This is a genomic window from Marinobacter sp. HL-58 (assembly GCF_001314605.1).
Taxonomy (GTDB): domain Bacteria; phylum Pseudomonadota; class Gammaproteobacteria; order Pseudomonadales; family Oleiphilaceae; genus Marinobacter.
In genome coordinates this window covers 354,307-370,829 of record NZ_LIHP01000010.1, presented here as the reverse complement: position 1 = coordinate 370,829, position 16,523 = coordinate 354,307, and the positions used below count along the sequence as shown (strand labels likewise).

Genomic DNA, 16,523 nt, shown 5'->3' with positions numbered 1-16,523 from the left:
GAAGCATGCAAATCGGAGTGATCGCAGACACCCACAGCAAAATGCGTCCCGAAGCCCTGGAGGTATTGAAAGGCTCGGATTTGATCCTTCATGCCGGTGACGTGGGGCGGGACGAGGTTCTGGAAGCGCTGGAAGCGATCGCCCCCTTGATTGCGATCCGTGGCAATATCGACAAAACAGGCCGCGCAGCCACGCTTCCCGATGTTCAGGATCTTGCATTCCTCGGCCATGCTTTCTACATGCTCCACGACGTCAAAACCCTCGACATCGATCCGCAAGGCCGTTACCGCGTGGTGATCGCCGGCCACTCCCACAAACCCCGTAATGAGTGGATTGGCGATGTGCTTTATTTCAATCCAGGTGGCGCGGGGCCACGGCGCTTTACGCTGCCCATCACGGTGGGGCGGTTGCAGGTGAGTGAAGACGGCGTGGTTGGTGAGATTATTGAGCTGCCGGTTTGATTGGTTGGGAAAACCGGTACAAATCTGTTTTCCCGATTACGCGCTTTCAGGTGCCGCGACCTTGCAGTTGCCCTACATAGGCGGTGATAAAAGCCGCTTCCTGAAAGGCCTTCAACCCCGTGTCGGCAAACGCAATCGGCAGCGGGTTGGATGCCAGGGTGGACTTGATCAGTGCCGGCGGCAGTATGTTCACCGTCAACTCAATAGAGCTGATCAGTTGAATGGCCGCTTCCATTTTGAAGCTGATGGCACCACCGGCAAATTTGCCTTTTGGCATCCGCTCTTTGATCGCGACACTGGTGACCCCGTGCTCGGCCATTAACTCCGCAAAGGCCGCCTGGAACCGCTTCAGATCTTCACGGCTATGGTTTTTCGGCAGCGACAGTTTGCGCACCTTGCACTCCGGCAGGTTGAACTGCCCCCTGTCCCGATTCAGCAGACACACCACCGCATCGCTGCCAGTCAGCTCAACTCCGCAAACAATCATAGCCCTTGCCTTCTATGGTATAGGTCCGGACGAAACAGGTATAACTGTCCGAACACGTTAAAATGTTCTTCTCGCAGATGAACTCGCCGACAGGAGCGTATTAATGACATCGCCCGTTGAGAATGTCCGGAGTCCCTGGATCAGCTTCCTCGCGCATCTGTTCGTGATTCTCGTGGCCTGGACCGTCTTTATCAAATACCTGTTTCCAATCGGCTTTGCGCTGGCCAGCAATGAGGGGTGGGCAACCTATATCTACTGGGACCTTTGGCCCATTGCGCACCTCTGGCTGGCCTGGGCGTTATTGGCGAGGCCATGGTATACGCGTCTGCTGGCCATTGGTATGTCTGTGGTTGAGATCGCGATCATCACCACTCTGTTCATTTGGTTCCTGGCGGAGCCGGAGTGGTCCATCTGGCGTACGAACTGGTTTGTGAACAAGGTGTTTGTGCTGGCAGCATTTGCTCTGGTGCTGAGCACGGCACTGTTTCGGCCTGAGAGCCTGAAGGCGCATTAGAGTTCTGCTGGGAATTCACCAAAAGCAGCAGCATTTGATTCTCTGACTCGCAGACCCGATCAGCGTGCCATCCATTGTGAATTCAGCGCCAGACTCTGATCGCCATGATGAATTGGCCCTCCTTCTCAGGGAGTTACAAAAATCCTAAGGCGCTGAAGCAAAGACTGATTTATGTTTCAGGTTGGATTGTTTGAAGGACACAAAACAAGGATTTCTGAGAAATGGATTTGAGCCCAGCCTATACCTTAATTGCGGAATTCTGGTATCTGTTACCTCTTTTCATGATCGTGGGACTGATCAGGCTGCCCTGGTTCAAAGGTAAGTTTGGTGAGTTTCTGGTCAACCTTTCTGCGCGGTGCTTTCTGGATAAGTCCCGTTACCACCTCATCAAAAACGTTACCCTTCCCACGGAAGATGGCACCACTCAGATCGACCATGTTCTGGTTTCGGAGTTTGGGGTGTTTGTTGTCGAGACCAAGAACATGAAGGGCTGGATCTTCGGTGGCCTTCACCAGCGCTTCTGGACCCAGAAGATTTATCGGTCCAACCACAAATTCCAGAACCCGCTGCACCAGAACTACAAGCATGTAAAAGCGCTTCAGACGCTGCTCGGGTTGGGTGATCACCAGATTCATTCAGTGGTGGCGTTTGTGGGAGACAGCACGTTCAAAACACCCATGCCGGCGAACGTGACTCAGGGGCTCGGGTATGTTCGCTACATTAAGTCCCAGCGGGAATTGGTGCTGAGCTCGGCGCAGGTTGCTGAAGTTCGGGAAAAGGTGGCATCCGGGCGCCTCAAGGCATCATTCGCCACCGACCAGCAGCATGCTCGCTATGTGAAAGGGTTGGTGGCTGAGCGTTACGGTGATACGCCCCGTCGCCCGAGCAGACGGCTTCTCAGGCGTCTGGTTTTCCCGGTGTTGATGCTGGCAGTCGGTGCGTTCGGGGTAAACGCGTATTCGAATTTTGTTTCCGGGGCGACGGCAATAGGAACGAAAACAATACCTGACCAGCGAGTTGAAGGTGTACCGGAGCCCATTCCTGGTCAACCAGGTAGTGAACTCAAAACTGATTCGAGAAACGATGCGCAAACACCTTCCTCAGGCACCAATGTTCAGCCTGCTCATCAGCCTCCCACCGAGTTGTTTATGGCAAGGCAGGAATGTAACGCCTTGATTGCTGCCGCCATCGGCAGCCAGGATCCGCGCCTTCTTAGAGCCAGGGACAAGGTGTGTGCTCGTTATAAGGCTCTGCAAGGGGAAGTGCATTGAATCAGAAAGGCTCACTCACCTCATGGAATGACGCCAAGGGCTTCGGCTTTATCACCCCGGAAAATGGCGGTGAGCGTCTGTTTGCCCATATCAGCGCCTATCAGGGGCGGGGCAGGCCTTCGGCAAGTCGCAAGGTGGTCTACTCGCAGACTAAAGACGAGAAAGGCCGGCTAAGGGCGGCCAGTTTCCAGTATGCTGGCGTTGCACGTCACCGCGCATCGTTCGCGACAGGTGTCTGGGTCGCTCTGCTGATTGCAGCCGCAGTCATAGGTGCAATCTCGGCGTTGTATCTTCAGAGCTATGTGCCGCTCCTATTGCCGGTCGCCTATGGGGTTATGAGCCTGATTACTTTCTTGATGTACGCGGTCGACAAAGGGGCCGCTGAAAGCGGCAACCGACGTATACCTGAGGGGCGTTTGCATCTGTTTGAGCTTCTGTGTGGCTGGCCGGGCGCACTGGTGGGCCAGCAATTCTTTCGCCACAAAACCCGCAAGACCTCATTTCAGGTGGCTTTCTGGTTCAATGTGATTCTCAATCTTGCGGTTATTGGCTGGTTGTTGGTGTGGCCGGGTGCGGAATTTGCCCGGCAGGTGCTGGAGATCAAACCGGTCATGCTTATGAGGATTTCACTATGAAAAACGTCTGCTCAGCAGGGACCTTTGGCGCAGCTTAAGCGTATCTTGTCCGTCAGCCCCATTTTTTGAGGAGTAGCCATGTTCCGCATTCACGTCGAGCGGGTTCTTGGGAAGGATATTGATGCGGTCTTTGAAGCCATCGCAGACCATGCTCGCTATGACCGGTTTCCGGGGGTTAGCAAGTCTCTTCTGATCGAAGAAGGAAAAGACGAGAAAAATGGTACCGGCGCTCTTAGGGTTATCGGAGCCGGCCGGCTTGAACTGACCGAACGCATTACGCAGTTTGAGAGGCCGAACAGAATGCACTATTACATTGAGAAATCGAGCCCGTTCAGGGTCCGGCATACGAAGGGCGAGATTGTCTTAAAGCCCGAGGGTGAACAGACTCGTGTGACCTGGATTTCCGAAGGGCATGTGCAAGTACCATTGCTTGGCCGGATGATGGATCGAGTGGCTGAGCGCAGCTTTTCGAAAGCCTTCAGTTCTCTGCTCAAGGCAATTGAGCGGCTCTAGGGTGAGAAGGCCATGACGGCCTGCCATCGGCTGGATGAACCGGATTCTTTTCAAGCCGCGGGGCTGGCCCGCGGCTTTTATCATCGGATCGAACTCAGTAGTTCTTGATTTCAAACTGGTCGTCTTCGGGGTCCGCGGTGTAACGGCCTTCCACCTGATCCCAGTAGTGAGTGTCGCCCATCATTTCCAGAATCCGGTTGTCATCGGTGCTGGCACTGGCAGCATCGTTGCCAGTGCCGGACCGGTTACCCCACCAGTTGATGGTTACTTCTTCCGGAGGTGCGGAGGCCATCGAGCGGAAGTAGAACGGCACAACATGATTGTGCTTGTTCACTTCGTCCGCCAGGTACCAGAAACGGTTCCATATCTCGGCCACCTTTGCTCGCAACGGCAGGTTTTTATCGCCGATCCACAGGTCATTGATATTGCTTGAGTAATAGGCTGTTACCGGGGTGTTGTGACGGTCGATCAGTTCCTGAACCGTCCACCGGACCCGTTCGCCAGTCCAGTCCGGATTGCCGTCGCCGTTGTCATCACCCAGGTAATCTTTGCCGTCTTTGGAATAGAACGGGTCCAGCAGTTCCAGACGATCAACCATGACGTTCACGCCAGCGTCACCGGCATAGATCGCATCGCTGATTTTGCCGGCGACGATGGTAGCCAGCTGGTTGCCCAGCGAGTGGCCGGACAGGCGCACGTAATGGGACGTGTTGTCGGCCAATGCTGCGGTAAGCTGTTCAAAGGCAATCTCGCCCACGGATTTGTCGGGCGAATGCTGCGTGCTGTAGCTGCCGTCACTGAGGCGGTAACGCATGCCGCGGGGCCCGTTGGCGGACCACATCTTGGCCTCGGCGTCTTTTACCTCTGATTCGTCAGCGAACTGGTCCCAGTAAAAATAGGCAATGTTCCAGCCCTTATCTTTCCATGAACGGGAGGTGATGACGTCCTCATCACCCCAGACGAAGCGGAAGTCTTCACGGTCGTAACCGTCGCCGCGAGTAGCGGAGCCTGGCTGCCAGCCATGAAAATGCACGATGGTCGGTTTCGAGGGATCGTAGAATTTGAGGGGTACGGTGTTTACAGTTCCATCTGCTTCTACCGCTTTGACGGACTTGTTGTTGCCATCAAACCAGTACAGTCCGTAGTCGAGTGTGTCTTCTGTGGCATGAGCGGAAAAAGGCAGGAATAGAGCAGATGCCAATAATATCAGGGAAATGTATCGGAACATGTTTAACATAAGCGTATCTCGATCTGTATTGTTTTTGTGTGGATACAGGCCGGAGCCTGGTTGCGAAGTTAACAAGCCTGCGGGCGGCCCCTGCATCAAGGGGCTGCCTTTTTTGCTTTAGTCGATCCAGTTCCGCACGTCGCGGTAAACTTCCTCTTCTTGTTGTTGTGGGTGATTCAGTGAGCAAGTGTTCATTTTTTCCATCCGCAATTGAATCGCCCATTTGGGGGAAGCGACCTATGACTTTGAAAACCGCGACAGAAATGATTAAACCCAGTTGTTACAGCTGTCGGAAAAAGTTTGAGCCATCTGCACTGAGGGTTTCTTACTCAAAAAACTACTGTGAGACCTGCGGTGTCGGGCTGTTTGGTGAGGATTACTTCAGCTTCGCCAGAAAACCCGCCCCAACCACCCGAAAGAACCTGGCTGTCCATATTGCAGTACTTCTTTTCGGGGTTGCTTGCATGTTGTTATGGCTTTCGGCTGGCACCTGGTGATGGTTCGCGCGGGCTACTCACGCAAAATCGTATTCTCCACCCTTTTCAAGGGCCTTCTGGTAAGCCGGCCTGGCGTGCACTCGCTCGACCCAGGCGACGATATTGGGTCGGTTCTTTCCAACGATGCCCCGTGCTACGGAGGCTTCCAGGGGGAAGCTCATCTGGATATCGGCCGCGCTGAGGTTGTCCCCCAGAAACCAGGTGTTTTTCGCCAGGTGGGCTTCGACAAAATCCAGGTGCGTATTGATCATCGGGCTGATGAAGGTTTCATTGGTTTTGTCGGCAATGCCTTTTGCCACGGGTTTGATGAAGAACGGCATCGGGCTGGTTTTTATCTTTTGAAATACCAGGCGCATAACCAGTGGAGGCATCAGGGAGCCCTCGGCGTAATGCAGCCAGTAGGTATAATCCAGCCATGCCTGGCCGCCATCCGCCGGTAACATGGTGTCCTTGCCGTAGGTATGGGCAAGGTATTCGATAATGGCGCCAGACTCCGCCACCACCAGATTGCCGTCGGTGATCACCGGTGATTTACCCAGAGGGTGCACTTTTTTGAGGCTTGCAGGCGCCAACATGGTTTTGGGATCGCGTTCGTAACGCTGGATCTCGTAGGGCACGCCCAACTCCTCCAGCATCCAGAGAACACGTTGTGAGCGGGAATTGTTGAGGTGATGAACTGTAATCATGCAGAAACTCCGTTCGCATTAAAGAATGGGCAGGTTAGCAGAGTAGTCTGCAAATGGCTTTTTGGTTCACTTTCAATGTGCCTTGAGTCGCTTCTGCTAGCAGATGCAAAGTGCAAAGCCTACACTTCACTGATTCGGGGGTGGAGGCGCTATGAACTATTCCGACATGGTCAGTGAAACCTGGCGCCACGGTGAGCTTGGGGCCGCTCCGCACGACTATAGAGCCCTGGTGCGGTACGCCACTCTCGCGGCGTCCAGTCATAATACGCAGCCCTGGATATTCAAGCTTGAATCCAACCGGATACAAGTTCTTCCTGATCTGTCCAGGCGCTGCCCCGCAGTGGATCCGGATGATCACCACCTATACGCCAGCCTGGGCTGCGCCACGGAAAATTTGCTGCTTGCAGCGCAAGCCGCCGGGCTGAAAGGCCTCTGTCGGTTCGATGCATCAACATCAGGCCTGCAGGTTGATTTCGAAGAGGCGCCGGCCGCTCGGTCTGCGCTTTTCGACGCGATTCCCCTGCGCCAATGCAGCCGTTCAGAGTATGACGGGGCTCCGCTTTCTGCGGAAGAACTGGAACAGCTTCAGGGGGCGGGGCATGGTGACGGTGTGTCGGTGCTTCTGATGACCGATGCCGACCAAAAAGGCCTGGTTGCAGACTACGTCGCGAAGGGCAACGATGCCCAGTTTGCTGACCCTGCATGGGCTCGTGAACTTAAATCCTGGATTCGGTTCAATGGCAAGGAGGCGGTACATTCAGGCGATGGACTGTACGGGCCCGCCACGGGCAACCCTGATGTGCCCCGATGGCTCGGATTGCTGGCGATGAAGGGCACGTTCTCTGCCAGGAACCAGAACAAAAAAGATTATCGGCACATCCACAGCTCTTCCGCCATTGCCGTCATCTACTCAGAGACGGATGACATTCCCCACTGGATTGAGGCGGGCCGATGTTACCAGCGCCTGGCCCTTCAGGCTGCCGCCCTGGGCCTGCGCACGGCGTTTATTAACCAGCCTGTGGAGGTGGGGCGACTGCGCCCTGAATTTGCCCGCGCCATTGGCATTGATGGCCGGCGCCCGGACCTCATTCTGCGGATCGGCCGCGGCCCGGAGATGCCGCGCTCTCTCCGGCGGCCAATTGGGGACGTTATCCGGTGACGGTAATGGCCTTCTCCCGCCTTCACCGCTGAGATGATCGCCGATCTGCCGGAACCGGCACGACGCTATTTTCTATATACGATCGAGCCAGGTACGCCTCTTTGGACGGTGGCCAGCATCAGCATGGTCGGGCGTTTCGGCATGGGGGACAAAGACAATCCCGATTACCTGGATTTCGAGGCAACCCAGGTGTTGGCCATGCCTTCCGGGTTCGTCTGGAAAATGCGTGCGCGGCACGACCTGATGAGGCTGTCAGGTTCGGATAGCCAGCGGTGGACGCGGTTCTGCCCACTCATGTAGAAGCTGGCAATCATTTTGCAACGGAGCAGTACTTTCCGTTTTTTGTGGCGGATGTGGCTGCTGTGGAGTTTCCCCGTGAGTAACCATTCCCTAAAGCTCCACAAACCGCGGCACCACCATCAGCCCGACACCCACTGCCAGCATCTCCCAGGTGCTGCTGGCCAGGTACGGGTACAGAATCATTGCAATTCCGCAGTAACGGGCGACGATGTTTTGCTTGCGCCGCCCGTACATGAAGTAGCCAAAACCGACGCAGCCGAAGATCAGCGCCAGGAAGATATCTGTGGTTTCCATGGGATGAGCTCCCTTCGCTTGATTTCTAATAATCTGCCCAGATTAATCAAATCAGTAAGCAATTAAAGGCAGGTTAATAATGACCGATATTCGACATCTAGTGTGCCCCCATTGTCACAAAGTGAATCGCGTGCCCGCCGACAAGCTATCATCAGGCGGCAATTGTGGTGCCTGCAAACAGTCGCTCTGGCCGGATGAGGTTCTGGAACTGGGGGAGCAGAGTTTTAGTTCCCATACAACACGCAGTGATGTGCCAGTGCTGGTGGATTTCTGGGCCAGCTGGTGTGGCCCCTGTAAAGCGATGGCGCCGCAGTTCGAGCAGGCTGCGAAAGCCTGGCGGGGTAAGGTGCGTTTTGCCAAGCTGAATACCGAACAGTCGCCGGGGCCCGCCGGTCAGTTTGGCATTCGCAGCATACCCACAATGATCCTGTTCCAGAATGGCCGGGAAGTGGCACGCCAGAGTGGTGCCATGAACCAGGCGCAGATCAGCCAGTGGCTTGAGTCGAAAGGTATCAGGTAGCCCGCTGCCTGGAAGTCATGCACCGGATGTGCACTTACCCGGCGTCGCATTCCTGTAACGTCAATCTGATTCTTTGTAAGGAGAAAACCTATGAGTTGGGAAGGCAAAGCCGCACCGGATTTCACGCTGGAAGACCAGGAAGGTAAAAAGCAGACTCTGTCGGATTACAGGGGGCAGAAAGTGCTGCTCTACTTTTATCCACGTGACAACACGCCCGGCTGTACCACCGAGGCTCAGCAGTTCCGGGACCGTCTGGATGAGCTCCGCAGCCATGGCGTGCAGGTGCTGGGTGTGAGCCGGGACACGGTTAGCTCACACGAGAAATTCGCCCGCAAAGAGTCGCTGAACTTCCCGATTCTGGCGGACCCGGAAGAAGTGGTGGTAAACCAGTACGACGTGCTCAAGCCAAAGAACATGTACGGTAAACAGGTGATGTCCGTGAGCCGGGAGTCATTCCTGATCGATGAAGAGGGTGTGATTGTGCGCCACTACGGCAAGGTCAAGCCGGCAGAGCATGTGCAGGAAATACTGGATGACCTGGCATAACTGAAAAATCGGGCGAGGTGGATGTGTTCTGGCCTTGTCATGGGCGCCTCTCAGAACCGATAGAAACGCTGGCTCGTATCCAGCAACTGGTCTCATTCAGGAGTACAGGCAGCAACAAGGGCAATAATCGGATGGAAACATTCGCCGACATCCGTTGTACTGACCTTGTTCAGGTTACGTGAAGGGGCAGGTCATGTCGGTGCCATCGGAACAGCAAATACAGGCAGCCATTGAGGCCAGGAACAATTCCGTTGGGAATCCACGGGTTGCCCGGTTGGTGGAGGTTGCGCGCCATATTGAGGCACACGCTGATGAGTCGCTGCCTCTGGTCCGTCTGGCGGAGCTTGCCGGGCTGTCTTCCTCAAGGCTGCAGAAGCAATTCAAGGCGGCTTTCGGCATCTCGCCCAAGGTCTATCAGGACGCCGTGCGGATGCATCGTTTCAAGCAGTCCCTGAAGGTTGGTGACAAGGTGACCGATGCAATTTTTGCATCCGGCTTTGGCTCGGTAAGCCGTGTTTATGGGGAAGCAACCCGCAGTCTTGGAATGTCGCCCAGGGTCTATCGGGCGGGTGGCGCCGGTGAGGTCATCGTCTATGCGTGCAGGGCCACAGCACTGGGCCTGATGATGATGGCGGCAACGAAGAGGGGCGTCTGCCTTGTTCAGTTTGGTGATGATGAAGCCTCCCTGATCACCGGCCTGAAAAAGGAATTCCCCAATGCAGAGCTGATCGCTTCACCGGCCCGGGATGCCCCGGAGCTGGATGCCTGGATGGATGCGCTGGACCAACACATCAGCCAGGGTGCCCCCAGGCCGGATCTGCCGCTGGATATGCGTGGTACGGCTTTTCAGATGAAGGTCTGGCAGTTCCTGCTGAGCATACGGGAAGGCGATGTCCTCAGCTACAGCGAGGTGGCCGCGAATATCGACAAGCCCAGAGCTGTGCGGGCCGTCGCCTCTGCCTGTGGCAAAAACCGTATCGGTGTGCTGATCCCTTGCCATCGGGTGCTGCGAGGCGATGGCGGCCTTGGTGGATACCGCTGGGGGCTTGAGCGAAAGCGGGCATTGCTGGATGCGGAGAGACATCGGCGGAGTTGGTTTTAAAGTGGGTGAAGCTTATGCTCATCACACACATTTCTCTTCCGGGAGTCCCTTATGAGTCTGGCTATTGCACTTCATGTTCTCTCCGCCGTGATCTGGGTTGGCGGCATGTTTTTCGCCTACATGGCCATGCGGCCGGCGGTGGTTGAGGTAGTCGATGCATCGCAGCGTGGGGTGCTCTGGTGTCACACCCTGTCCCGGTTTTTCCGGTGGGTGTGGGTCGCAGTGATTCTGTTGCTGGTGACCGGCTACTGGATGATCTTCAGCGTGTTCGGTGGTATGGCGGGTGCCGGCTGGCACATTCACGCCATGCAGGGGCTGGGGATTGTGATGATCCTGCTTTATTTTCACGTCTATTTTGCACCCTTCCGGCGGCTGAAGCAGGCCGTTGCCAACCAGGATCCGCAGGAAGGCGGGCGCCAGGTCGGGCAGATCCGCAAGCTGGTGGGCACCAATCTGATTCTTGGGCTGATTGTGGTGGCGATTGGTGCCGGTGGGCGGTATCTGTAGACCCGGCAAATCTCCACCCCGGGAATCGCGATGCTCTAGTTCTTTACGCAGACAAACAGGGCGTTGCCGGACTGCCCGTCCCAGCGTTCTATTTTGCCGTAGTCGTGCTCGAATATATGCACCTCGAAACAGGGTTCCAGCAGCTGTGCAAGCTCCTCGAAACCCAACGCCACCATGGGATGCTCGTCTTTCCAGGTCTCACTGACATTTTGCGTGGTTTTAGTGATGGACAGCTTGAGTGACTGTTGCTCGCCATCACCGCCGTAGTGCCAGCCTGAACTGAATTTGAAGACATCGTTCTGGTGCTCTGCGGTATGGGTCACGAACAGGTTGTTGTTGATCTTGTTTTTGTCCACTGCATTGAAGCAGAAGACACCATGGTCCCGCAGCGCCTCGTGGACGCTGGTGATGCAGGATTTCAGGCGGTCGATGTCACTGCTGTAGTGAATGGAATACAGCAAGCAGGTGATCAGATCGAACGGTTGGTCGAAGGCAAAACTGCCGATGTCCCCCAGGGTGAAGTCGGCTTCAGGGCAGCGAACTTTCGCTTTATCCAGCATTGGCTGGTTGATGTCCAGGCCCTGGCTCTGGTAGCCAAAGTCGAGGAAATGCCGAATGTGGGGGCCGGTTCCGCAGGCCAGATCCAGGTGCTTTTGACCGCCATTTCCGAACAGCTGGTTAAGCCTGCGCACGCCACTGCTCTGTTCCGGGTAGTCGATGTCGGCACACATCAGATCGTAATAACCGGAAAGGTCGGTGTAGAGCTTGGTGGATGATTGCATGACGGCTCACTGGGCGGGCGGGATAGGCAGCTGGCCGGCAGTATAGCAACCAGTTCGCCGGTGTTCACCATCGTTTCTGGCGCTGCTGCTGGTTATAATGGCGGACTTTGAACCGTCGCAGAGAGCCCTATGCCAATCGAGAAGAATCAGGTGGTTTTGTTTCACTACAGTGTCAGTGATGACCAAGGCAACATTGTTGAAAATTCCCGTGGCGGCGAGCCGAACGCGTACCTTCACGGCCACGGCGGCATCATCCCGGGACTGGAAGAGGCTCTGGAAGGTCGCGAGTCCGGCGATACGTTCAGCGTTACCGTGACGCCGGAGAAAGCCTACGGGCCGCGCAAGGCCGATGCCATCCAGCGCGTGCCGATCAAACATTTGATGGGTGCCAGGCGCTGGAAGCCGGGCATGATCGCCCAGGTAAAAACCGAGCAGGGGCCGCGCCATGTGGTCGTCGCCAAGGTCGGCCACAAGTTTGCCGATGTTGACACCAATCATCCGATGGCCGGTAAAACCCTGACCTTCGATATCGAAGTCATCGACGTTCGCGCCGCCGATCCGGAAGAAATAGCTCACGGCCATGCGCATGGGCCGGGCGGGCATCATTGAGCGATTAAGCCCTGCAAAAATGAATGCGCCTTTCACGCTTCGGCCCTACCAGCAGGAGGCGGTCGACGCCACGCTCAGCCATTTCCGCAAGTCGGATGAGTCCGCCGTCATCGTCCTCCCAACCGGAGCCGGCAAAAGCCTGGTCATCGCCGAGCTGGCCCGACTTGCCCGGCGCAGGATTCTGGTACTTACCCATGTAAAAGAGCTGGTGGAGCAGAATCACGCCAAGTACCAGAGCTACGGGTTAACCGGCGGCATCTTCTCCGCCGGGCTGAAACGTAAGGAACGCGAGCATCAGGTGACCTTTGCCAGTGTGCAGTCGGTAGCGGCGAACCTGGATCAGTTCAGGGATGAATATTCTCTGGTCATCATCGATGAGTGCCATCGGGTCAGTGGTGAGGAGACCAGTCAGTACCAGCGAATCATCGAACTTCTGCGGCAGCAGAACGACTCTCTTAAAGTGCTGGGGCTGACCGCCACACCCTACCGTCTGGCCATGGGCTGGATTTATCGCTTTCACTACCGGGGCTTTGTCCGTAGTGAAGAGGACAAGCCCTTTCAACATTGCATCTACGAGCTGCCGTTGAGCTACATGATCAATCGGGGGTATCTGACCCGGCCGGAGCTGGTGAATGCAGCAGTGGCGCAATACGATTTCTCTTCGCTGGCCCGGGACCGGTTTGGCGAGTACGCGGAGAAGGACGTCAACGAGCTGCTGGGCAAACACAGGCGTGTAACCCGGGCCATCATCGACCAGGTGCTGGAGCTGGCCGCCGAGCGCAAGGGTGTGATGATTTTTGCGGCCACGGTGGATCATGCGCGGGAGATTAATGGTTATTTGCCGGAAGAACAGACCGCCCTGGTGACGGGCGCAACCGATCTTAAGGATCGCGATCTGCTGATCCAGCGCTTCAAGCAGCGCCAGTTGAAGTACCTGGTGAACGTGTCCGTGCTTACCACAGGCTTTGATGCGCCCCATGTGGACTTCATTGCCGTTCTTCGTCTGACCCAGTCGGTGAGCCTGTATCAGCAGATTGTCGGTCGCGGCCTGCGGCTGGACGAAGGAAAGCAGGATTGCCTGGTGATGGATTACGCGGGCAACCATGTGAACCTGCATCACCCGGAGGTGGGGGAGCCGAAACCGAACCCCGACAGTGAGCCGGTGCAGGTATTCTGCCCGGGCTGTGGTTTTGCCAATATCTTCTGGGGCAAGACAGACAGTGAAGGCCGGGTAATCGAGCACTACGGCCGCCGTTGTCAGGGGCTGCTGGAGACTGGGGCAGGGGATGAACCCGCCGTGCATGAAGGGCGCCACCAGTGCGATTACCGTTTTCGTTTCAAGGAGTGCCCGCACTGCGGTGCCGAGAATGATATCGCGGCACGTAACTGCGGGCAGTGCCACAAAGCCATCATCGACCCGGATGATCAGCTCAGGGATGCCCTGAAACTCAAGGATGCGATGGTGATCCGTTGCGCCGGGGTAACGTTAAGTGTTGCTGGAAGCAAACTGCGGATCACCTATCACGGCGAGGATGGGGAAGAGCTCAGCGAGTCGTTTGATCTCAGCAAGCCGGGCCAGCGCACCGTCTTCAACAAGCTGTTCGGGCGTCGTTTTGCCAATGGCCAGGCCCCGAAAGCGTTCAGCACGGCTGAAGAGGTACTTGAAAGCCAGGCCCTGCTACCGGCACCGGATTTTGTAGTTGCCCGCAAGCAGAAGCACTTTTGGCAGGTGCAGGAGCGGATTTTTGATTATCAGGGGCACTACCGTAAGGCGAATGAAGTGTAAGCTCTTGAAGGTATATCGGTGCGACGCTTCGAGCACTTGCGTTGCTGGCGGATGGACATTTTCGGGTTCTAGAAAATGGGTTCGCCCGTTGCTTTGACCGCATAGAAAAGGCAGTCACTTTTCGCAATAACCGGGTTGGTCGTAATCATAAAGGCTTTGATGGCCTGGGCGGGGTAGATCTGCCCATCCTCGACTCGAAGAACCTGCTCCATGTTCTCGGTCCGGTTGTGGCTGATCGCTGTGAGCATGCTGAGGCCTTTGTGTCCAATCCATCCCAGAGGCTCATCCGGAGAAACAATTCCAAAATTGCGGTGTTCGATGTCTGGCGGAAATGTCAGGTCAGCATGGCCGGTGGGTTCAAGGCGATATTCTATGGTTGCCTCAGGAGCCAGCTCCACACGAATCGGATTCCGCAGCACCTCGACGTCCCACTCGGCTTCTTCAAGTGACAACACATCCGGTCTTGAGGTATACCGGACGAGTCCTTCGTAGGCCAGCTGATGGGCCTTCTCATCCTGCCCCCCACCACACTCGATGGTCACCGTGGGTACCTCCTGTTCCGAATATTCCATCAGTGCACCCAGGCGAAGGTCCGTCATTATCAGGCGGTCGGTGAAGAGCGAGGTCAGCGCCTGATGCGCGGCGTCATTGGTGATGGTCACCGCGAAGGCCGGGCCTGTGCCCGAGGTGTTGTGCACGTCCAGCAGGCATTCAGGTTGCACCTTCTGAAGCTCTGCCAGAATGGCTTGTGCGATGGCGCCTTCTCTCCCTTCGAAAGGTTCCTTGAAGCACCGGTTGAGATCGAGTCCCCCGGGCGGCTGGCGAAGAGAGAGCATGGGTGGAATCTTCGCCGGATAGACGCCTCCGAGGAGAAACAGCATGTTGACCTCGGGCGTATGCTGCTCCAGTAGCCACCGGTGAAGCGCAAACAGCCCGGAAGGCTCATTGCCGTGCAGAAGCGTTGCCATTGCCCGGGTACGGGACGGGTCGCGACCGGTAACATGCACAACCGTGGGCTTATGCAGTCGCTCCAGCCACTCAAGAGGGGAGCGGCCCAGTGTGCGTGGTGACGGATCATTCAGATAATCAAGTACATTCGAATTGCTCACGGTGAAAGTGCCCATTCGTGCAGCGGGATGTTTCTCTTCTGGTTGGCCATGTACCGAGTCAGCATACTCCGGAACGCCTCATCGGGACTCAGGGATTTAAACAAAGACTCGGTAACACGGCGTTGCCACCGGGCGCCCGTCACGCTGTTTTCAATGCGGCCTTCGATGATGCCCAGCAGGCGGTGAATTTCGGCCTCGTCCACGGCGGTTCGTTGCAATGCTTCCCGGGCACGCGGCAGCAGCTCACGGGCCACGGCCAACAGGGGCGTATCCTGCAATTGAACCTGATCCTTGTGCGGCCAGATAATGTCTGCACCGATACCATATTTGGCGGCGCGGTAGAAATTGTGTTCAGTGTAATGGAAGGGCAGTATCGACGTCAGGTGACCGATGTCGTCGAGCACCGCCAGCGCAGCCCCGATCACGAACAGGCCGTTCGCACACATATCTACGGCAGTAGGGCCAGCAGGCATGGAGCGAATCTCGATGCGCAGATGACCGCCTTCGGTGTGATCAAAGATGGCCCGGTTCCAGGGCCATGTGGTTCCCTGATGCAGGCGCATCTCCTCCAGTTTCGGCACATCTCCCCGATCAATCACAGCCATTGGATCTTCATCCGACATCAGGGGAATGATGGGGGGATACAGTGACGCCGAGGCCGCAAACAGTTCCCAGGCGCTGCGTGCCCAGCCGTTTCCGTAATAGACCCTGGGCGGGTGACGCCAGTTTCTGCGATTGGGGGACCGGCTATCGATTGATTGCTTGAACAGGGCAATACGGGTTTCGTCCCAGAGATGGTGGCCAAACAGGCTGGGTGAATTGCTGGCCAGGGCCAGGACAATCGGCGTGACCAGCTGGACGGCATTGAAGTAATCGGCGAAACGATGGGCCGGTACACGCCAGTGCAGCTGGAACGACGTGTTGGCGCCTTCCATGGTGACGTCGTCGGCCTCCAGATCTATGACATCGTTGCCACCGATATGGATACTGAATGGCTCCCCCCGTTGCTTGATCAACGCGTTGGAAAGCGCATGGTAGCGGGGTTCGTCTGTCATCACTTTCGCGCCCATATCGGACTGGCGAAGTGTGGGCAGAATGCCGATCGGTACCAGCTCTCCGTCTAATGGTGCTGCGTGCTGGTTGATTCGTCTGATGGCCGAAAGCAGCTCTTGCTCGGTTCTGCCAAACGGATTGCCCCTGAAAGCCTGGGGCTTGAGGTTGTATTCGAGATTGAAGCGGTTGAGTTCAACCGTCAGTTGGGGGTCCTTTACGCTGGCGGCGATTTCTGTGTTGATGGGTTGTACGCGCAGGTCAGGGTTTACGATATAGAACTCGACCTCGGCGCCAATGGAACTCTCTCCCTCACCAAAGCCGGGCCTATGCAGGAGACGAGTCAGCGCTGAAAGATCCGTCCGGACCTTGGCAGCAAAACGCTCAAACTCTTCCGCCGTAAATTCCGATTGTTTGATTGACAGTCCCACGGTAACGCCTTCTCTGGTGCTGACTTACCTTGATAG

Annotated in this window: 20 protein-coding genes; 13 read left to right on the top strand and 7 right to left on the bottom strand. The window is 56.3% G+C overall.

What is annotated here, in order from left to right:
- The first annotated feature begins 5 nt into the window (after window positions 1-5).
- A complete protein-coding gene (locus HLUCCO03_RS08995; RefSeq protein ID WP_027832962.1) occupies window positions 6-461 on the top strand; it encodes a metallophosphoesterase family protein in 456 nt (151 codons plus the stop codon).
- A 46-nt stretch (window positions 462-507) separates the two neighbouring features.
- On the opposite strand, the gene HLUCCO03_RS08990 is transcribed toward HLUCCO03_RS08995, so the two are convergent.
- A complete protein-coding gene (locus HLUCCO03_RS08990; protein ID WP_027832961.1) occupies window positions 508-948 on the bottom strand; it encodes a DUF3010 family protein in 441 nt (146 codons plus the stop codon).
- A gap of 103 nt (window positions 949-1,051) precedes the next feature.
- Here HLUCCO03_RS08990 and HLUCCO03_RS08985 point away from each other — a divergent pair, with 103 nt between their 5' ends.
- From HLUCCO03_RS08985 to HLUCCO03_RS08970, 4 genes are all read left to right on the top strand, one after another.
- On the top strand, window positions 1,052-1,462 hold the full coding sequence (locus tag HLUCCO03_RS08985) for a hypothetical protein (protein ID WP_027832960.1): 411 nt from the start codon (window positions 1,052-1,054) through the stop codon (window positions 1,460-1,462).
- A gap of 221 nt (window positions 1,463-1,683) precedes the next feature.
- Complete coding sequence (locus HLUCCO03_RS08980; protein WP_027832959.1) at window positions 1,684-2,733, top strand: nuclease-related domain-containing protein; 1,050 nt, start codon at window positions 1,684-1,686, stop codon at window positions 2,731-2,733.
- Complete coding sequence (locus HLUCCO03_RS08975) at window positions 2,730-3,368, top strand: cold shock and DUF1294 domain-containing protein (protein WP_027832958.1); 639 nt, start codon at window positions 2,730-2,732, stop codon at window positions 3,366-3,368. Before HLUCCO03_RS08980 ends, HLUCCO03_RS08975 begins: the two co-directional genes overlap by 4 nt.
- A gap of 78 nt (window positions 3,369-3,446) precedes the next feature.
- A complete protein-coding gene (locus HLUCCO03_RS08970) occupies window positions 3,447-3,881 on the top strand; it encodes an SRPBCC family protein (protein ID WP_027832957.1) in 435 nt (144 codons plus the stop codon).
- 94 nt (window positions 3,882-3,975) lie between these two features.
- Here HLUCCO03_RS08970 and HLUCCO03_RS08965 read toward each other — a convergent pair whose 3' ends face one another.
- Together HLUCCO03_RS08965 and HLUCCO03_RS08960 are read right to left on the bottom strand one after the other, a co-directional pair.
- Window positions 3,976-5,082 (bottom strand): hypothetical protein, encoded by a 1,107-nt coding sequence (locus HLUCCO03_RS08965; protein ID WP_197025689.1) that lies wholly within the window; start codon window positions 5,080-5,082, stop codon window positions 3,976-3,978.
- Between the two features lie 541 nt (window positions 5,083-5,623).
- Window positions 5,624-6,292 (bottom strand): glutathione S-transferase, encoded by a 669-nt coding sequence (locus HLUCCO03_RS08960; protein ID WP_027832955.1) that lies wholly within the window; start codon window positions 6,290-6,292, stop codon window positions 5,624-5,626.
- A 151-nt stretch (window positions 6,293-6,443) separates the two neighbouring features.
- Between HLUCCO03_RS08960 and HLUCCO03_RS08955 the strand changes: the two genes are divergently transcribed.
- Together HLUCCO03_RS08955 and HLUCCO03_RS08950 are read left to right on the top strand one after the other, a co-directional pair.
- Window positions 6,444-7,451 (top strand): Tat pathway signal protein, encoded by a 1,008-nt coding sequence (locus HLUCCO03_RS08955; RefSeq protein WP_027832954.1) that lies wholly within the window; start codon window positions 6,444-6,446, stop codon window positions 7,449-7,451.
- Between the two features lie 33 nt (window positions 7,452-7,484).
- Entirely contained in the window at window positions 7,485-7,751 is a 267-nt protein-coding gene (locus HLUCCO03_RS08950) for a DUF6544 family protein (protein WP_027832953.1), read from the top strand.
- Between the two features lie 90 nt (window positions 7,752-7,841).
- On the opposite strand, the gene HLUCCO03_RS08945 is transcribed toward HLUCCO03_RS08950, so the two are convergent.
- Window positions 7,842-8,045 carry a hypothetical protein gene (locus tag HLUCCO03_RS08945; RefSeq protein ID WP_027832952.1) on the bottom strand — a complete coding sequence of 68 codons (204 nt, stop codon included), beginning with the start codon at window positions 8,043-8,045 and terminating at the stop codon, window positions 7,842-7,844.
- A 79-nt stretch (window positions 8,046-8,124) separates the two neighbouring features.
- Between HLUCCO03_RS08945 and trxC the strand changes: the two genes are divergently transcribed.
- The 4 genes from trxC to HLUCCO03_RS08925 all read left to right on the top strand — a co-directional run bounded on the left by trxC (window position 8,125) and on the right by HLUCCO03_RS08925 (window position 10,720).
- Window positions 8,125-8,565 (top strand): thioredoxin TrxC, encoded by a 441-nt coding sequence (gene trxC, locus HLUCCO03_RS08940; RefSeq protein WP_292016674.1) that lies wholly within the window; start codon window positions 8,125-8,127, stop codon window positions 8,563-8,565.
- Between the two features lie 90 nt (window positions 8,566-8,655).
- A complete protein-coding gene (bcp, locus tag HLUCCO03_RS08935) occupies window positions 8,656-9,111 on the top strand; it encodes a thioredoxin-dependent thiol peroxidase (RefSeq protein WP_027832950.1) in 456 nt (151 codons plus the stop codon).
- Window positions 9,112-9,304: 193 nt separating this feature from the next.
- The gene (locus tag HLUCCO03_RS08930; protein WP_027832949.1) at window positions 9,305-10,213 is read left to right on the top strand and encodes a bifunctional transcriptional activator/DNA repair enzyme AdaA; all 909 of its coding nucleotides are present in this window, start codon (window positions 9,305-9,307) and stop codon (window positions 10,211-10,213) included.
- 51 nt (window positions 10,214-10,264) lie between these two features.
- Window positions 10,265-10,720 carry a CopD family protein gene (locus tag HLUCCO03_RS08925; RefSeq protein WP_027832948.1) on the top strand — a complete coding sequence of 152 codons (456 nt, stop codon included), beginning with the start codon at window positions 10,265-10,267 and terminating at the stop codon, window positions 10,718-10,720.
- Between the two features lie 35 nt (window positions 10,721-10,755).
- Here HLUCCO03_RS08925 and HLUCCO03_RS08920 read toward each other — a convergent pair whose 3' ends face one another.
- Entirely contained in the window at window positions 10,756-11,502 is a 747-nt protein-coding gene (locus HLUCCO03_RS08920; protein WP_027832947.1) for a class I SAM-dependent methyltransferase, read from the bottom strand.
- Window positions 11,503-11,631: 129 nt separating this feature from the next.
- Here HLUCCO03_RS08920 and HLUCCO03_RS08915 point away from each other — a divergent pair, with 129 nt between their 5' ends.
- Window positions 11,632-12,111 (top strand): peptidylprolyl isomerase, encoded by a 480-nt coding sequence (locus tag HLUCCO03_RS08915; RefSeq protein WP_027832946.1) that lies wholly within the window; start codon window positions 11,632-11,634, stop codon window positions 12,109-12,111.
- Window positions 12,112-12,130: 19 nt separating this feature from the next.
- Window positions 12,131-13,897: a DEAD/DEAH box helicase family protein gene (locus HLUCCO03_RS08910; RefSeq protein ID WP_027832945.1), complete on the top strand. Its 1,767-nt coding sequence runs from the start codon at window positions 12,131-12,133 to the stop codon at window positions 13,895-13,897.
- A gap of 68 nt (window positions 13,898-13,965) precedes the next feature.
- Here the strand turns inward: HLUCCO03_RS08910 and HLUCCO03_RS08905 are convergent, their stop codons facing one another.
- Together HLUCCO03_RS08905 and HLUCCO03_RS08900 are read right to left on the bottom strand one after the other, a co-directional pair.
- The gene (locus tag HLUCCO03_RS08905) at window positions 13,966-15,006 is read right to left on the bottom strand and encodes a succinylglutamate desuccinylase (protein ID WP_292016673.1); all 1,041 of its coding nucleotides are present in this window, start codon (window positions 15,004-15,006) and stop codon (window positions 13,966-13,968) included.
- Window positions 15,003-16,487 carry a hypothetical protein gene (locus HLUCCO03_RS08900; RefSeq protein ID WP_027832943.1) on the bottom strand — a complete coding sequence of 495 codons (1,485 nt, stop codon included), beginning with the start codon at window positions 16,485-16,487 and terminating at the stop codon, window positions 15,003-15,005. Before HLUCCO03_RS08900 ends, HLUCCO03_RS08905 begins: the two co-directional genes overlap by 4 nt.
- Window positions 16,488-16,523: the final 36 nt, after the last annotated feature.

Bases quoted from the DNA above. Each gene is read 5' to 3' on its own strand.
- HLUCCO03_RS08995 (WP_027832962.1), top strand. From the start codon at position 6: ATGCAAATCGGAGTGATCGCAGACACCCACAGCAAAATGCGTCCCGAA.
- HLUCCO03_RS08990 (WP_027832961.1), bottom strand. From the start codon at position 948: ATGATTGTTTGCGGAGTTGAGCTGACTGGCAGCGATGCGGTGGTGTGT.
- HLUCCO03_RS08985 (WP_027832960.1), top strand. From the start codon at position 1,052: ATGACATCGCCCGTTGAGAATGTCCGGAGTCCCTGGATCAGCTTCCTC.
- HLUCCO03_RS08980 (WP_027832959.1), top strand. From the start codon at position 1,684: ATGGATTTGAGCCCAGCCTATACCTTAATTGCGGAATTCTGGTATCTG.
- HLUCCO03_RS08970 (WP_027832957.1), top strand. From the start codon at position 3,447: ATGTTCCGCATTCACGTCGAGCGGGTTCTTGGGAAGGATATTGATGCG.
- HLUCCO03_RS08960 (WP_027832955.1), bottom strand. From the start codon at position 6,292: ATGATTACAGTTCATCACCTCAACAATTCCCGCTCACAACGTGTTCTC.
- HLUCCO03_RS08955 (WP_027832954.1), top strand. From the start codon at position 6,444: ATGAACTATTCCGACATGGTCAGTGAAACCTGGCGCCACGGTGAGCTT.
- HLUCCO03_RS08950 (WP_027832953.1), top strand. From the start codon at position 7,485: ATGATCGCCGATCTGCCGGAACCGGCACGACGCTATTTTCTATATACG.
- HLUCCO03_RS08945 (WP_027832952.1), bottom strand. From the start codon at position 8,045: ATGGAAACCACAGATATCTTCCTGGCGCTGATCTTCGGCTGCGTCGGT.
- trxC (WP_292016674.1), top strand. From the start codon at position 8,125: ATGACCGATATTCGACATCTAGTGTGCCCCCATTGTCACAAAGTGAAT.
- bcp (WP_027832950.1), top strand. From the start codon at position 8,656: ATGAGTTGGGAAGGCAAAGCCGCACCGGATTTCACGCTGGAAGACCAG.
- HLUCCO03_RS08930 (WP_027832949.1), top strand. From the start codon at position 9,305: ATGTCGGTGCCATCGGAACAGCAAATACAGGCAGCCATTGAGGCCAGG.
- HLUCCO03_RS08925 (WP_027832948.1), top strand. From the start codon at position 10,265: ATGAGTCTGGCTATTGCACTTCATGTTCTCTCCGCCGTGATCTGGGTT.
- HLUCCO03_RS08920 (WP_027832947.1), bottom strand. From the start codon at position 11,502: ATGCAATCATCCACCAAGCTCTACACCGACCTTTCCGGTTATTACGAT.
- HLUCCO03_RS08915 (WP_027832946.1), top strand. From the start codon at position 11,632: ATGCCAATCGAGAAGAATCAGGTGGTTTTGTTTCACTACAGTGTCAGT.
- HLUCCO03_RS08910 (WP_027832945.1), top strand. From the start codon at position 12,131: ATGAATGCGCCTTTCACGCTTCGGCCCTACCAGCAGGAGGCGGTCGAC.